This window comes from Bacteroidota bacterium (genome assembly GCA_016720935.1).
GTDB lineage: Bacteria > Bacteroidota > Bacteroidia > AKYH767-A > 2013-40CM-41-45 > JADKJP01.
On sequence record JADKJP010000007.1, the window covers coordinates 819,078 to 835,184 of the forward strand.

6 protein-coding genes are annotated in these 16,107 nt (G+C 41.6%); 2 read left to right on the forward strand and 4 right to left on the reverse strand.

Annotated features, from left to right (window positions below; all coding sequences use genetic code 11):
* Window positions 1-109: 109 nt before the first annotated feature.
* Window positions 110-7,414, reverse strand: coding sequence for a T9SS type A sorting domain-containing protein (locus tag IPP86_17455; protein MBL0140287.1), 7,305 nt, complete (start codon window positions 7,412-7,414; stop codon window positions 110-112).
* 523 nt (window positions 7,415-7,937) lie between these two features.
* On the opposite strand from IPP86_17455, the gene IPP86_17460 reads away from it, so the two are divergent.
* On the forward strand, window positions 7,938-9,206 hold the full coding sequence (locus IPP86_17460; protein MBL0140288.1) for a hypothetical protein: 1,269 nt from the start codon (window positions 7,938-7,940) through the stop codon (window positions 9,204-9,206).
* A gap of 188 nt (window positions 9,207-9,394) precedes the next feature.
* Complete coding sequence (locus tag IPP86_17465) at window positions 9,395-10,327, forward strand: hypothetical protein (GenBank protein ID MBL0140289.1); 933 nt, start codon at window positions 9,395-9,397, stop codon at window positions 10,325-10,327.
* Between the two features lie 259 nt (window positions 10,328-10,586).
* Here the strand turns inward: IPP86_17465 and IPP86_17470 are convergent, their stop codons facing one another.
* From IPP86_17470 to IPP86_17480, 3 genes are all read right to left on the reverse strand, one after another.
* Window positions 10,587-10,811: a T9SS type A sorting domain-containing protein gene (locus tag IPP86_17470; GenBank protein ID MBL0140290.1), complete on the reverse strand. Its 225-nt coding sequence runs from the start codon at window positions 10,809-10,811 to the stop codon at window positions 10,587-10,589.
* Entirely contained in the window at window positions 10,786-12,726 is a 1,941-nt protein-coding gene (locus IPP86_17475) for a hypothetical protein (GenBank protein MBL0140291.1), read from the reverse strand. Before IPP86_17475 ends, IPP86_17470 begins: the two co-directional genes overlap by 26 nt.
* 407 nt (window positions 12,727-13,133) lie before the next feature.
* On the reverse strand, window positions 13,134-16,019 hold the full coding sequence (locus IPP86_17480; GenBank protein MBL0140292.1) for a hypothetical protein: 2,886 nt from the start codon (window positions 16,017-16,019) through the stop codon (window positions 13,134-13,136).
* Window positions 16,020-16,107: the final 88 nt, after the last annotated feature.

The window sequence follows — 16,107 nt, forward strand, 5'->3', positions numbered from 1 at the left end:
ACTCATCCGGTATCCAATTATACAAAAACCGGCATTTCATTAACCTCATTAAAAAAAAACGAGCTGTCACCGGGTTTGGCAACAGCTCGTTTTTCTGAAAAATTAGTTTTTATTCGACAGTAATCCGGATTGTTTTGATTTCACCGGCCTTCTCTACACTCAGGAAGTAAATTCCTTTTGAGAAGCCTGTAAGATCAAATTCTTTCAGGTTATTACCCTCAACAACCGGACTGATTTCATTCAGCATTACATCTCCCAGAAGATTGGTGATGCGATATACATACTTGTCGGCAGCCGGTGAAGTAAATGAAAGATTCAGTTTACCAGCTGTTGGATTTGGATATGCACTCATTTCATCAAGTGAAACTTCCTGTTCTCCTTCAAGGGTACGACAACTCAAATTCACTGAAATCACTTTTGAAGTTGTAACCGATGAACCACAAGAGTTATTTGCTTTCACAGTCAAAGTTACTGAAGTAGAAGTAGAAGACGTGAATCTCACATTTACCGATGCTCCAGTTGCAGTGCCGACAAACGTTGCGCCACCTGAAACTGTCCATGTATACGAAGTTGCTCCGGTTACAGCGGCTACAGAATACGGTACTGATGTTTGTGTCTTGCACACTGAAGCCGACCCGCTGATTGTTCCGGGCTGTGCTGTTCTGGCTGAAACAGCAAGAGAAGTTACAGCGCTGGATCCGCAACAGTTATTTGCTTTTACAGTAATAGTACCTGTATTGGTGAAGCTGTTTCCATAAGTAACTTTAATGGAAGTACCATAGTTATTTGTAATTGTTGCTCCGGATGGAACTGTCCATGTATAAGATGCAGCCCCGGGCACGGCAGCGATGGAATAAACCTGTCCGGATTTTTTACAAAGATTAGTGACCGGACCGGAAATTGCTCCCGGTGCATTTGGTTTGGATTGAACCGACCAGCTTGCTACAGGACTATTACCACAAGCATTCGTTGCATATACTGTGACTACACCGGAAACAAATCCGGATGGGAAAGTTATTTCCAGTTCCGGATGACCGCCTACAGGACCACAATTGTTATAGTAAGCCTGTGTTGTAGTAAGTGGGTTACCGGAATGACCGCATTCATCATTGATGATCGCGCCCGGAGGTGCTGTCCATGTGTATGAAGTTACATTGGATACCGAATCCAACTCGAAGTCGTAAGTACTTCCGCCACAAACTCCGTAAGAAGGATTGTCGCTGCCATAACCATCCCAGTCATTGAATACAGGAATAGCAGGAACAGAGCCGGAAAGTCCGACTGTTGCAATTGCGGTTCCAGTACAACCTTTTGAATCAGTAATCACTACAGTATATGTACCTGCCGCTTTACCTGTTGCGGTTTGAGTTGTGTTTCCACCCGGAGACCACAAATATGTATAACCAGGAGTACCACCTGAAGGGCTGACAGAAACACTACCTGTTCCTACTCCACAACCTGAAGCAGTCGATGATGTTGTTCCGCTTACAGCTGATGGAACTGTAATTGTTGCAGAGGTATTAGCTGTACAATTTTTAGAATCCGTTACAGTGTAATTATAAATGCCGTCTGCAAGATTTGTGGTAGCAGAACCGGAATATGTATACCCGGCTGTTCCGCCTGTTACAGTCAGGGTAACACTACCTGTTTGTCCGAAGCAGGATGGTTGATTTGCGGTAGCAGTCAATACCAACTGATCAGGTGCAGTGTTCACAGTAGCTGAAGCAGTCGCAATGCAACCATTGTCATCCATTACAGTGTAATTATAATTACCTCCATTGAGGTTGCTTGTTGCATCACCATCAAACTGGTAAGCTCCGGTACCACCTTCTGCATCCAAAGCTACACTTCCGGTTTCACCGAAACATGATGGTTGTGCAGGTGTCGCGGTAAGGCTCAGCAATGCAGGTTCTGTCAATGTACCGTTTTCATATTCCAGAATATAATTCGCTTCCGGAAGAAGCTGTGCATCATGAGGAACAATCTGGTATACTCCACCTGCAGGTACTCCATTCACAACCTGATTCAGGTTGTCAAGAATAGAATAAGAAGGATCAGATGCAAATACAGTCGATGCATCATCCTGGTAATGGTATCCTTCAATGCTTGAAGTAAATGCAGGAATACTATTACATGCCGGATTTTGATCATCAGCAGTGATGGTAAGTGTATCCGGTAAAATGGTCAGTGTTCCCAATTCATAACTGATATCGAAGTTGTTTGACAACAAAGCACCAGGAACAATGAACCATGATCCGACAGTTGTACCTGTTACCATGTTGATGGATTGCAAGCCACCCAGCTCATCTCCCGGAGGAGCATTCACGTCGCCTTCGTCAATAATCACAACAACATTCTGGTTGCTGGAATCAGAAGCAGAAGAACTGTTTACAATCGGAACTGAACTGGTCACTACGCGTCCGTTGACAACACCGGTTCCACTCGTTACAACACGGCCATTCAACAAGGCTCTTGAATGCAAACCTGCACCCGGACTTTGAAGTACGGCAGTTGATGAATCGTTCTGATAATCAAAAATAGATTGAGGAGCAATATCAACAATGATTGTTGTGTCGGTGACGGTAACACCACTGGTCACTACGCGTCCACTGGTAACGACGCGACCACTGGTAACAACACGACCGCTTGCAATCATACTGAGTGTAACAAGATCGGAGCTGGTAACAACTCTTCCGCTGGTCACCACTCTGCCATCAACAAGTGCGATAGCATTTGCCATAGTTGATTCGTGTTCAGCTTCAATTGAATTCAGGAATGCAAGTTGCACACCCGGATCAATATTGGACTGATCGTAATCGTATTGGAAACCAAAGTCACCGATTTTATCTCCATAAACAAGAGTAGTATCTTTCGGAGAAATCACCAACGGAAGTTTAGTAATACTCAATTGTCCGTCAACAAATGAATAATTGAATAATTCCTTAAAGCTGACATCAAGGGCTGCAGTATCCAAGACAGGTCGGATGAAAAACACTCCGGTGTTGCTGGAACTTGTTCCTGAAGATATAAATCCAAGATTGTCAAGACCAAGGTCAGAAAGCGAAAATCCTGAGCTTGCCTGATCTACCCCATCAACAGTAACTGAAGCCGTGAATGTGGGGAGGAGTTCTCCGTATTTCTTTGTTTTATTCTCAGCGGTAATTACTACATTTTTCTTTACTGGTGAGAAGAAATACAGTGCATTGGAAATACCACCATCTGTACAAGAAGGAGTAATACAAGGTGTGAGTACCTGAATGGCAGGATTACCTGAGAAGTTTGGAACAGTTGCTAATACATGACTGCCATCAATGAAGCTGGTAGGAATTGTATCACCGCGGAAGAGCACTTTTGACTGTGTAGTAAAGAAGCTACCGTCAACAGACACAACAAACTGAACAGTACCGGGAGTAACGCCTCCGGGAACATTCAGCGCGGAAATCACTGGAGTTGGAGCGGCCATGGTCAGCATTGCCGCACCGATATCAATCAATCCTGCGCCGGATTGGTAATCAAACCCTGCCGTGCCGATATCAGAAGCTGTTCTCTGTAACAAGGCACGCACACTATCAGGAGTAATTGTAGTGTTATAGAATTTTTTCTTCGCACTCAGCAAGAGAGCTGTTCCTGCAGCGGCATGCGGAGCAGCACAGGAAGTCCCGAAGAAGTTTGGTGTATTATCTCCTTCAAGATCCAGACTATTGAAATTTACGCTGGTATTTACTCCATCCGGAGCGGTAAAATCAGGTTTGTTACGAACTACACCGTTGATTGGTGTTCCTCCGGTTGAAGAGAACGATTCCATTTGTGCAGGTGATCCCCAGAATGCGGGAGTTCTTGTATAACGAGCGGCACCAACTGCCATTGCACCACGGGCATTTCCCTGGCCAACAATGGTAGAACTGTCTGCGCGATGTTCGTTGATGGTGAGATTTCCACGGAATACAATGTATTTGAAATCTACATTTTGTACTCCTGATGCACGCACAACCATAAGGTTGATAGTTGTATTTGCAGTTACATTAAATGGAAGAATTTCCAATGGATCGCCACCAATGTTATTCCGGTTAAATCCAAATAGTGTTTTACCGTTATCATAGGTGAGATAAAAGTCAAGATCATTCTGTGTTCCGGTTTGTGTCTGGAACAATGAATAAATAGAATCCTGCCATTGCAGAACCATGGTATATGTTCCGGGTACAAGAGATAAACTCTGGAAGATGTCACCGCCACCAAAATCATGAGCCATACCGGTCACATTTGAAGGAGCAGGTGCAGGATTGAATGTACTGTGATAAGAACGACTACCGAAGTTACCTGCAGCAGAGAAATAAGATACTCCCTGAGCCGCTACTTCATCCACCGCCTGGCTAACAACTCCATCCTGGAAGAAAGGTTCAGTGATAAATGTTACGTCATCGACAATGACATCACAATTCTCCTGTTTCAACTGGCGGATACCTTGTGCCATATCTCCTGCACTGATAAATCCGGTACGGAAAGCCAAATCAGCTTTAGGAGCGATGTCATGAACAATCTGAACCATGGCACGACCTTCATCGGAAAGTCTTGAATAAGGATAATCACGCAATACATGCACGGGGTTCGGATCATCCGGATTACCTACTCCGGGAAGATCACCATTCACCACGTCAGTCAATGCAGGATTTCCAAGGATCGTGTTATAACTATCAGATATAATTCCAACCTTCACTCCTTCTCCCTTTACATTGAATCCATTTCTTGCAAAATCAGAGTACTGCGCGACGTCTCCACCTGTATTTGCAACACCGACATTTGAAATGGCCGGGAACAACGGACGAGCGTAATCAATGTATTGTGCAATAGGCAAACTATCCAGGCTCAACAAATGAGATACAGGGAATTTACCGGACACAATAAGAGTAGTATCACCGTTGTCAATCAAATCAACCATCCCATAAGCAGGTGATTGAAGCATCGCAAGCAAAGTTGGATAGAAACCATCCTTTGCAATTACTTCGATATACACACTGTCCTGCTGAAGAACGAAAATGTCATTTGCAGAAGTATTGATAGAACCAAAATTGTGGTACAAGGAATTCAATTCCGCACCAATCAAATCAAATACTTTACCTCCTGGTGGTGGAGGGTAATACGGGAAGATACAAGGGATACGCGCAACCAATGCAGTATCGGTTGCGGAACAACCTGTTGAAGGATCAGTTACTGTTAAAACAAATGTTCCTTCTCCATTGATGAAAGGAGTTGAAACGTTTGACGGACCATCAAAAGTACCATCATCAAAACTGCTCCACGAATACTGTGCATTCTGAACAGATGAAGAACCATTGAGTGTCGCTACCGGGTTTTCACAAGTAAGTGAACTGTCATTGCCGGCATCAGCATCCGGAAGATTATTTACGAGGATAGTTGTCGTAACAGTGTTGCTGCATGTGTTTCCATCAGTATAGCTATACGTAATTACATGCGAACCGATACCGCTTACCGAAGGATCAAATGATCCGCCGGCAACACCGCTGCCACTGAAAGTACCACCTGCAGGCGATCCGCTCAGACTAATGATGGATGCATCGGCGCAAACAGGACCATAAGTACCCGCGTTTAGAACCGGCAGTGCGTTCACAGTAACATTAACAAGGTCATTCGATGAACAACCATTCAATGAAGTAGTCAAAGTATAAACTGTTACTCCGGCCGGTGTTAGTGAAACACTTGGGTTTGCGACAGAGGCGTCGCTCAATCCTGTTGAAGGAGTCCAGCTATATGAGTTACTTCCAACAGGTGCTGCACCCAGACCTGCACTGCCACCGGAACAAAATTCTACATCAGTACCTGCAAGTGATGCAGGAATTGGTTTTACTTCCACTACTACCTGATCTGTTTTTGTACATCCGTTTGATGGATTTGTCACCAATACTGTATAGGTTGTAGTTCCCGGAGTTGAAGAAGTAACAGTCGGATTAGCAATTGCCGTATTACTGATTCCTGTTGAAGGAGACCAGAGATAATTCATTCCTGCAACTGCTGCACTTCCCAGGGAAGCACTGCCACCGGAACAGAAGGAAACATCCAGGCCGGCATCAGCGGATGGTTGTGTGAAGTTAGTAGTGACGACAGCGATATCCGTAGCAGTACATCCACCGGTAGCCGTAGTAACTGTAAGCGTGTACGTTCCTGCTGCAGTGACTGTAGGCGTTGCTGTTCCACCGCCTGTAGAAATATTTCCACCGCCGGAAGCAGTCCATGAATAACTTACATTCGATGTTGTAGAAGAACCTGAGAGTTGAAGAGTTTGTGCCGAACACATCAACACTTTGTCAGGACCTGCATTTGCATTTGGAGTTGTACAAGTTATGAATGGAGCATATGTTAAAGATACTCCACAATTTACATTTACCTGGGTTCCGCTGTATAATGCACCGGTAAGACTACTGTTTCCCGTACCTGAACCAATGTAAATTGCACCATAAGGTGCATATACTGTTCCCAGCCATTTTGAACCTCCACCGGAAGAGCCGTTAGCGATCAGCCAGGCTACATTGGAAATCGAACATCCTGCACCTGTACCATGCGTTTCAGAAAAAATACGTGAAGCACTGCCGCCATTCAGCAAAGTCGCGTTAGATTTTCCAAGGTCAGCATTGCCATGAACATAGATATAAAAGTTGCCAGTACTGGAATTTTGAAAATTAAATACGAAGTTATTGGAACTACCGGAACATTGAATTGTACTGAACACATACACTCCGGGTCCGTTAAAGGTGATGGTCTTATTTCCAGACAGAGTAATATTCTTGTAATTACCCGGAGACAAGGTTTGTGTTGTAGTGATATTGGTAGTGCCTGCAGCCGGAAATGTGGTGATGACAGGCAAAGCAGGCAGCGTTGGAATTGCAGGAACTCCAACAATGTTTCCACCCGCCGGTGCCGGACCTGTATAGGTTGTTCCAGTCGGATGTGTAACTCTTCCTGAAACTGTTCCACCACTTACTACAACATTTCCATTCACATCAATGTTTCCACTTAAGTTGGCACTTGAACCAACAGAAAGAATAGTTCCGGTAAGTCCGGCTTGATTGCCTGCAGCAATTTTGCCACCAATCACATTACTGTTTGCGATAGTCACCTTTTCACGTGAATAAATGTTTGCATTCACAGTGCCACTACCAGTGGTTTGAACAAGTTTGTAGCTTCCAACAGAACCTCCGGAAATTGTATTCGAAGAGCCGATGAAAACTCCATAACCCGGTGTTGGTGGGGTGGAAGTTCCTGCACCACCCGATCCTGAAAACAGAACAAAGTCCGTAATCTGCATGGATTGAGCATTGGAAAACAATGGAAAAACCAGAAGCATTGCCAAAACCAAGGCACACTCTTTTACACTGATTTTTAACAGTTTGTGTTTGTTCATGTAAGTAGATAATTAGAAAGAGATAAGAGGTATTTGAGTTGATGATTGCAAGCACTGACCAATTTAAATGGCCATGTATTCAAATTATTAATAGAGAGTTAATTACAAAGAGGCGAATATATAGCAATTGTACCAAAAATCCGGAGCAAAAGCTAAAAATATTATGTAAAGGCAGCTAAAAACTTGATTAAAAACAGGTATTTCCAGATAAAATAGATTTTTAATGGGTTCGGGAACTTCATTTAGGGAAAAAAAGAGCAAAAAAGGCTTGATAAAACCTTTTTAAAAACCATTATCAAGCTCTTTTCAATCCTTTTGAAAAAGGCACCCTTCTAAACAAATGCAACGGTTTTCCAAACCACTGGATAATGTCCCAATACTGATGTCTTAAAATCGGGTAAGCTTTATGTAAAAGCTAAAACATAATCCACCGTAAAATCTTCATCTTCTGTTTTGACCATCATCATTTTAATATTCTATAAGGTAATGCAATTTTACATTAGAATAATAAAAGTAATTGCTGATGAAAAAGGTACTTACCTTAATGATTGTTTTTTGCATTCAGTTGCAAATATTCGCACAATCCTGGATTGCACTGCAAACCCCGGCAAATAGAAATTTGTACGGATGTTATTTTGATCCTACAAATCCTGATAAAGGAATGGCAGTTGGCTGGTATATTCAGGCTCAGGATCGAATCCCCTTCGGGTTTTATACAAACGATGGCGGAGCGAACATCACTTCAGGAAGTCTGTTCCAAATCTATTTTTACGCATCCTCCGATGTCTGGTTTACCAATTTTTATAACGGAATTGTTGTGGGTAATGGAATTATCCAGACAACAGATGGTGGCACCAATTGGAACCTGATCGTCGATGCAGCATCTACACAAGCGGGAATTCTTGAAAATGTTATGTTTACAAATGGCACCGATGGTTACGCAGTTGGTCAGCGTTACGACTTCAACTACACTTCTATGGAAGGAATGCTATACAAAACATCAAATGCCGGAGGAAGTTGGACCGACCATACAGTCAGTGCAGAAGTTAATAATGAAAATACATTATTGCATACTGTTTACAGCACAGGAAATGGGGTAATCTATGCCGGTGCGGAAAATACAATGGGTGGTGGCTCAACTTTATTCAAAAGTTCTGATGATGGTTTAACATGGTCATCATTGAATTTTACACAGAACATTTATTCGCTTTTTTTCACTTCAACTGATACAGGTTTTGCTGCAAGCACAAACGGACTTTTCAGAACAACTGATGCAGGACTCAGCTGGTCCAATGTAATCACAACATCTACTCCACTGCATGCAATTCAAATCAAAGAAAGATTTGGTTTCACCGCGGGAGAAAATGGAAGTATCTATATGACGACAGACACTGGAAACACCTGGACATCCGTTTCCAGTCCGGTCACAACTACAATAACCGATTTATATATTGTTTCTCCTAATCTTGCATATGCTGTTGGAACCGCGGGAACTTTTTTAAAATATACAAACACTTTAGGAACGCAGGAAATCCAGAAACCAAATACAGTACAATGTTCAATTGATAAAAATCGCATTTTAAGTATAGAATGGGAAAGCAATACAGCCACTCGATCAAGCATTGATCTCATTAATTTACAGGGTGCGATATTGAAAACGGAAACTGTTTTAAGTACCGGTGGAAGGAATAAAATTGATTGGGACATGCATCAATTTTCACCGGGGGTGTATTCCGTGCGTTTGTCAGGTGAAAATGAATTTAGGATATGCAAATTCAATCTCATGGACTGAATTTGCAAAACAAATGGGAGCCCTGATTCTCGAAAAAACGAATCCTCCAGCTAAATCATCGCCTGCTTCAATTGTTCCATTGACCATTGGGAGGTGATTTTTGCCCGTACAGCAGCTATTTTTATTTGGGAAGATTTTTAAACACTACCCTTGATGGAGTTTCCGGAAATGAATAACACCCGCATCAGTTGAAAAATACGAATACACTTCAGGCCATTCTAAAATCAATTAAACAGCTGATTCTTCTGTTTCTTTTGGTCCTGAATTATTCAACCTCGCATTCACAGACTATAATCAATGGAAGTTTTGAAACTAATTCCGCTGTTTCGGATCTTATCAACTTGACAAATGCAAGTTTCAACGCTACATGCAGCAACGTATTTGCTTTTGGAACTTATGGAGATATTGATCTAATCAAATCCTCTACTTATTGCGGAGGACCTCAAAATGGGAACTGGTACATTGCGCTTACCGGTAATGGAACAGATGCCTTTTCGTTAAAACTATCGGCACCTCTTGTGCAAGGTACAAGCTATCTGCTGAGCTTTTATGATCACGCTTGTGGTTCTCCTTATTCCATTGGACCATGTCCGGTACAGATTGGAATCTCAGGAGTAAATAATAGTTTTGGATCATTAATTTATACTGCTCCACTTCCTATGGTCGGTGTTTGGACAAAGAGAACTGTGATCTTTACAGCTCCTTCAAATGGAAATTACCTCACAGTTCAATTACAGGGTGGGGCATTACAAAATTGGACACAACTTGATAATTTCGAAATCTCACAGCAGGCATTGCCCATAGAATTGCTTTCTTTCTTCGCCTATTCGGATGAACAAACCAACTATCTGGAATGGACAACTGCTTCTGAAAAGAATAACGAACGATTTGAAATTGAACGCTCCTTTGATGGTACTACTTTTGAAGTGATTGGTCAGCAAACCGGCGCCGGCAATTCAAGCTCCCGAATCGATTATAAATTTTGCGACCATTCTCCTCATCAGGATGTAAATTATTACCGGCTTAATCAAATCGATTATGATGGAAACTCAACTTACTCGCCTGTCGTTTCCGTTAAAAGCCGGAAGCCAAAAGAATTTTCATTTCAATTGCACCTTTAATAAACAACAACATCTGTATCTCTCTTTCAGGACTCACCCAACGACAAACTTTTTAATCTTTCAGTAGTTGATATGACAGGAAAATCGATTTTCCAGACAAGCGCACTTATTTCTCCTCGAATGGAAATTCCTTGCCAAATACGTTTTCCGGAGTATACATTGTCGAAGTTCAAACAGAAAATTATTTAATCAGAAAAAAAGTTCTTTTCAACAAAGAGTAAATCTTCGAATTCTTAAGATCAAACAATAACAATCAGCTTCATCTTTCGATAACAAATCGTTTATAGGAAACCATTTTCCCGGATTTTATACTGAGAAAATAAAATCCATCGGAAAGATCGGAAACATCAACCAAATGATTGGTACCATTCATGCTTTGACAGGCAATTTCTTGTCCGGTAAGATCCCTGATACACATCTCAGCTTGATCTTTCATTAAGTCTGAAAATACACTCAGACTAGTGTTGACCGGATTCGGGAAAATACTGACAGCATTTTCCGAAACAGTATGCTAATCCTGAAGTGATCACCGGATAAATATCCGATTCACGTTCGCATCCTGCCGAGTCAACCAAAATTAAAGTATAATCTCCCGATACATTCGCGATCACATAAGGATTCGGTCCTGATGCATACAATACTCCATCAACATACCATTCATAGCTCAGTGCAGGTAAATTTGTATACAATGAATCACCGGATTGAAATACAACCGGAAGTGACACAGTGATTGTATCAGAATAATAATCACACCCAAGCGATCCGTAATACGGACTATATGAATACTTAGAAACCTGGGCCGAATAATTTCCGGGTTGAGTGACAACACATATATTCGAATCAAGACCGCTGATAAGCTGCCCGTCTCTGTACCATCGATAATAAACTGAAGGCAGATCGACAACTGACAAAATTGCCAATTCAAAACAACCTGATGTATCTACAGTAAGTGTTTCTTCCAGCGCTGGATGCACGCTGTAATAAATAGTATCCACATGTCCGGCGTTGTCCCGGGCGACAACAGTATACATGATCGAATCCCCAACAGTAATCACTGGATCCAAAATGGTATCTGACGACAAACCTGTCGCCGGAAACCATTGTACCTGATAAGGCTGACAACCACCTGCAAGGAGAAAGTGTGTCTGATATTCAGAACCTCTGCATACATAAGGATCCAAATCCCAATCAGGAACCAGGATATTCATCGCTGAGGAATCGGCAAGATAATAATGGATAAAAGTGAACCGGTCACTCACCATCGTTGAACTAAGCATTTCTTCAGCAAAAAGAAATCCGGTAGAATCATATGAATATTCGTGAGTGCCGGAACAAGGATTTGTACACCCTCCTATCACTTGTGTCAACACCAATCTGTTATTTTGATCATAAGAATAGGTCTCAACGATTGGACGGAAATATTCGTACCACAAAGTATCACCGCTAACCAAATCCATCATTGATTCACTGTAAGTAGTGACATGAATTTTCACTTCTCCCTGGTAAAGATTGTATTCGACACTAGAATAAGAAGATTCATTATTACCCAAATTCACTGTGTCCATCACGGTAAACTGAGCGTTCTTCCAATACATAATATTTTCAAGTGTATCCAGATCATACACAACAGTATCCACAGCAGGGATGCCACTTACTGTAATCGGCAAATTTCTGGTGATTCTCGCGACCCAATCTCCTTCGATCAACTGATACGGTACTTGAGCATAACTTATCCATGTCACCAGCGTACTATCCCAAAAACTTAGATCCAGCATTGTACGTAAGGTATCCGCGTATGTAAATACCAGCATCGAATCATTGGTCCATGTAGTACCATTTCCCCGACTGTAGGTTTTTGAAAAAGGATGAATTCCGCTATAGGCAACATCCATTTTTCTGTCGTTGTTCCATTGTCCGGATGAAAAAACATAACGCTCAAAATTTGTCAATCTATCCTGCAAATCATACTGCCAGAAACTATGCGACACCGAATCCCATGCCGATCCATTCCAGGATCGCTCGGCTTGTTCAGTGATCAAACCGGTCGGAGAATAGGAATAAGTTACCGAAGAAAAATTATTCCATCCGGTAACGGACCCTCTGCGGGTAAGTATCTCTTCGATTTGTCCACCGATTGAAAATGTTGTATCCACATCATCCCATACTCCATTACTATACGTAGTTGCAGTCCACGGAATTCCATTCTGCAAAGAACGATTGAATAAACCGGAGTCAAGATCAAAGGATTTTATTTCTGTATATGCTGTAACAAATGAACTTGCATCTGATCTTTGATAATACGTCGTAATAACAGTGGAATCATTTTTACAATCTCCGGTAAAATTTGATGGCACTCCAAAAAGTGTGCTATATGAACCAAGGAACAGATAAACAATCAACAGATATTTAATTTTCAAACATCTCTCAGCTTGAAACTTCTTTGAAAAAATACTTCTCCGATCATTGTAAAAATCGGTTCTCAAACTTTCAGAATGCCCATTATTTGTACAAGAAAAATGTTGTTGCAACTGCATATGGATTCAAATTTTTTAATGATCAAATGAACTCTTCAATGTATGAAAAATAGACAAAAAACGGCACTTGCGAACTATAAATTATAGAATATCATCAACAATCCATTGCTTAAATCCTCATGAATAATCAAGACCGCAAAAGGACAATAACAAAAGGAAAAATGGCTACAGTTGTTTGAAAATAATATCAATCCGATCCAGAAAAATCACAACGCAATCCAACTTTGTTCAGAATGACGCCAATGGCTTTCTTACTCAAAGCAGGCTTTTCATCAGGGCTTTAAGAGAAATATATAATTCGAACATTGGTTTTCAATAAATGAATAATCAACAGACTCAACGATTCTATCACCATTCAAATCCGCAGTTCTGTATCCTGTTTGAAACGTTGCGGCCTCTGATTCTATCGAATCAAAATCATATCCGTCAACCACTCCATCCTGCAAGCCCGCATTGCCCGAAACATCCCCGGAGAAAATACAATAATCACCATTTACATTTTTCAGATTGTTTCCGAATGCCTGTGTGCTGGAAGTGGTAAAGTCAAAGCTTGCAATTGAATTAGTAAAAGAAATCGTACCGGAGCTCCAGGTTTCAAGGGAATTTCGATGGCGAACGATCACGTAATAAGAACTTCCTGAATTCAAACCGGTAAAACTGAATTGACCGTTACCATCGATGCTCAGAACATTTCTGTCACTGGCAACGATAGCATATGGCGAAGTCGACTCAGCCAACAGTACTGTAATCGTATCACATAACAAAGGATATACTACAGGATCAATTACTGCATTCATGGATTGATTCCCAAGATAAAATCCCTCAATAAATGCTTTTAAGTTTAAGGTAAATGTCTGACATGGATTCACCGTTACGGCAAAAGGCGCGGATACAGCACAACTAACTTCGACCGTATAATTTCCACTTGAATTAACAGAAATACTTTGTGTCGTTTCTCCTGTATTCCACAGATAAAAACTACCCGGACTGGAAGTTAAAATAACAGAATCACCCTGGCAAAAAACAGAGGAACCGCTGGAAGTAATTACAGGATTACCCGCTGAATAAGTCAATGAAACATCGTCTATCCTATAGCTTGATGCGGTGCCATTTTGCCGGAATTGAATGCGCAAATTTGAAGTTGCCGGAATAGTACCCGTTGCTGTCCGATAGCTCCAGTCAGCTGATGCAGTTGACAATGCTGAAAAAGAAAGGGAAGAATAATTGACTCCATCCGTACTAACCATTACCTGTAATTCAGATCCATTGGCAGCAGTAGAACCTTTGAAAACACCAAAAGAAAGTTGAATGTTGTTCAGTCCGGAAGTATTGATTCCCGATATTATAAAATTCTTACCGATAGTATTGGTAAGAAAAATATTTGCTCCTCCGGAGGCTACGGGGTATTTATTCAATGAAGAAGAAGTATTCCGTACATCTCCGGTACCCGACATCGTAAGACTATCATTATCGAAACCATTCGCGGATTCATGAAACGATATTAAAGTTGTACCGCCTACAGAACCCATGGATTCATTGAAAAGTGTCGCCGATGAAGCTACTCCACCTGAATAAACCCTCACCGGAGCCGAGGTTGCCGTGCATCCACCCGCAACTGTAACTGTCACCGCGTATTGTCCGGTATCTGATACCGAAATGGAGGAAGTCGTCGCTCCATTTGTCCACAAATACGACAAACCGGAAGTTGCTGTTAATGTTTTGGTACCGGAACAAATCATCAATGGTCCGGATGGTGTAACGCTCACGGCCGGAGAAGCACTTACCTGTGCATTGGCTTGCATCAAAGTATCGTTTGCCGTATTTACATCTCCGGACAAAGTACACCCTCCTGTGAATGAATAAGACCCGGATAAATTCATTGTATACAATGAATCAAATGTGAACGTCATCACAGCTCCTGCTCCCAATGATCCGGATGAGATTGTCTGAGTAAATGTGCGACTCAAAGAATTTGGATCTATTGCATGTATTCTCACATCAAGTGGATGATTTGCAAAATCGAGAGTCGAGGTAGAAAAGTTCTTGATGCTAATGGTGAGAGGCTGATCTGAGTTTACACAGTTTTGAGCTGATGGTGAAACAAGCGCCATAATTCCTGCGTCCAATTGTTGCACAGTCCCGTATTCAAAAGTAAATGTAGCCCTGATCGGTAAATGATCCGATGCATTGTGCAATGCATTTGCCACGGCGACAGGTACAGAATTATTCGGCTGTTTATTGATTGAATCATTGTAATGCAAACCATCATTCCCATAGGGAAGACATGAGTTTGGAACATAATTCATTCCGCCTGCCTGTTGGATGGCCTGAGAATACATAATCATATCAAATCGGTCATCAACTCCACCGTTTGAACCACCGCCAAAAGAACGGGTTCGGGTAGATTGTGTGTGATACATCGCATAAGCAGAATTGTTCCATGTTCCACTCATCACAATCGGATCAATAAAATGACCTTCATTCGCGGGTTGAACTGCAAGTAATTTCTGATATGCGCTTTCGGAAGAAGCGTAAAAATTAAAATCACCACAAACAATAAAATTACTTCCTGCAGGCAAAGCGTTAGTGACTTTTCGCAAGCTATCTGCTTCCACAGCACGCTGCGCTTCGTTCGCTGTTCCGGAGCTTGCCTTGAGATGTACTGCATAGATCCTGATTGTATCACCGGAAAGAAGATGAATCAATGAAAATTCATTAATCGTTCTCAGATCCGTTTGAATAGCTTTGTTGTCGAGAAAAATAAATTTCGATGATTTAAAAAATATTCCGTTGTCAGTATCCGGACCATCCAGAAAAGTACCGACTGAATAATTATTCGAATTCGCATTCAGAACATTTGTCAGTAAAATATTCATGCCGACTTCGGAATTTAATTCTTCAACAACAAGAATATCCGGATTGGCATTCGAAAATATAGTTCTGTAAAATGGATTTCGAAGAGTAGTATCTGCGGCTGTTGCAGCATTATCGGGATAATTCAAAAGATTGTACGCAAACAAATGAATCGAATCCAATTGCTGAGCACAAGCCATCATCTGCACAAAAATAAATCCTATTATAAGCTGGATTTTCTTTTGGCACAAAAGGCAATAACCCTTGCCTCCGCGTGAAGGAATCAAACGGGAAATAAATTTCATCCAATAAATTCAGAAATCGATGACAGCAGTGATGCGCAGGGGGAGCAATGCGAATATAAAAAAAAGAATTAAATATAGGCCGGAAAAG

What these genes read in the sequence shown, in the direction of transcription:
- IPP86_17455 (MBL0140287.1), bottom strand. Translation starts at nt 7,414, where the DNA reads ATGAACAAACACAAACTGTTAAAAATCAGTGTAAAAGAGTGTGCCTTG.
- IPP86_17460 (MBL0140288.1), top strand. Translation starts at nt 7,938, where the DNA reads ATGAAAAAGGTACTTACCTTAATGATTGTTTTTTGCATTCAGTTGCAA.
- IPP86_17480 (MBL0140292.1), bottom strand. Translation starts at nt 16,019, where the DNA reads ATGAAATTTATTTCCCGTTTGATTCCTTCACGCGGAGGCAAGGGTTAT.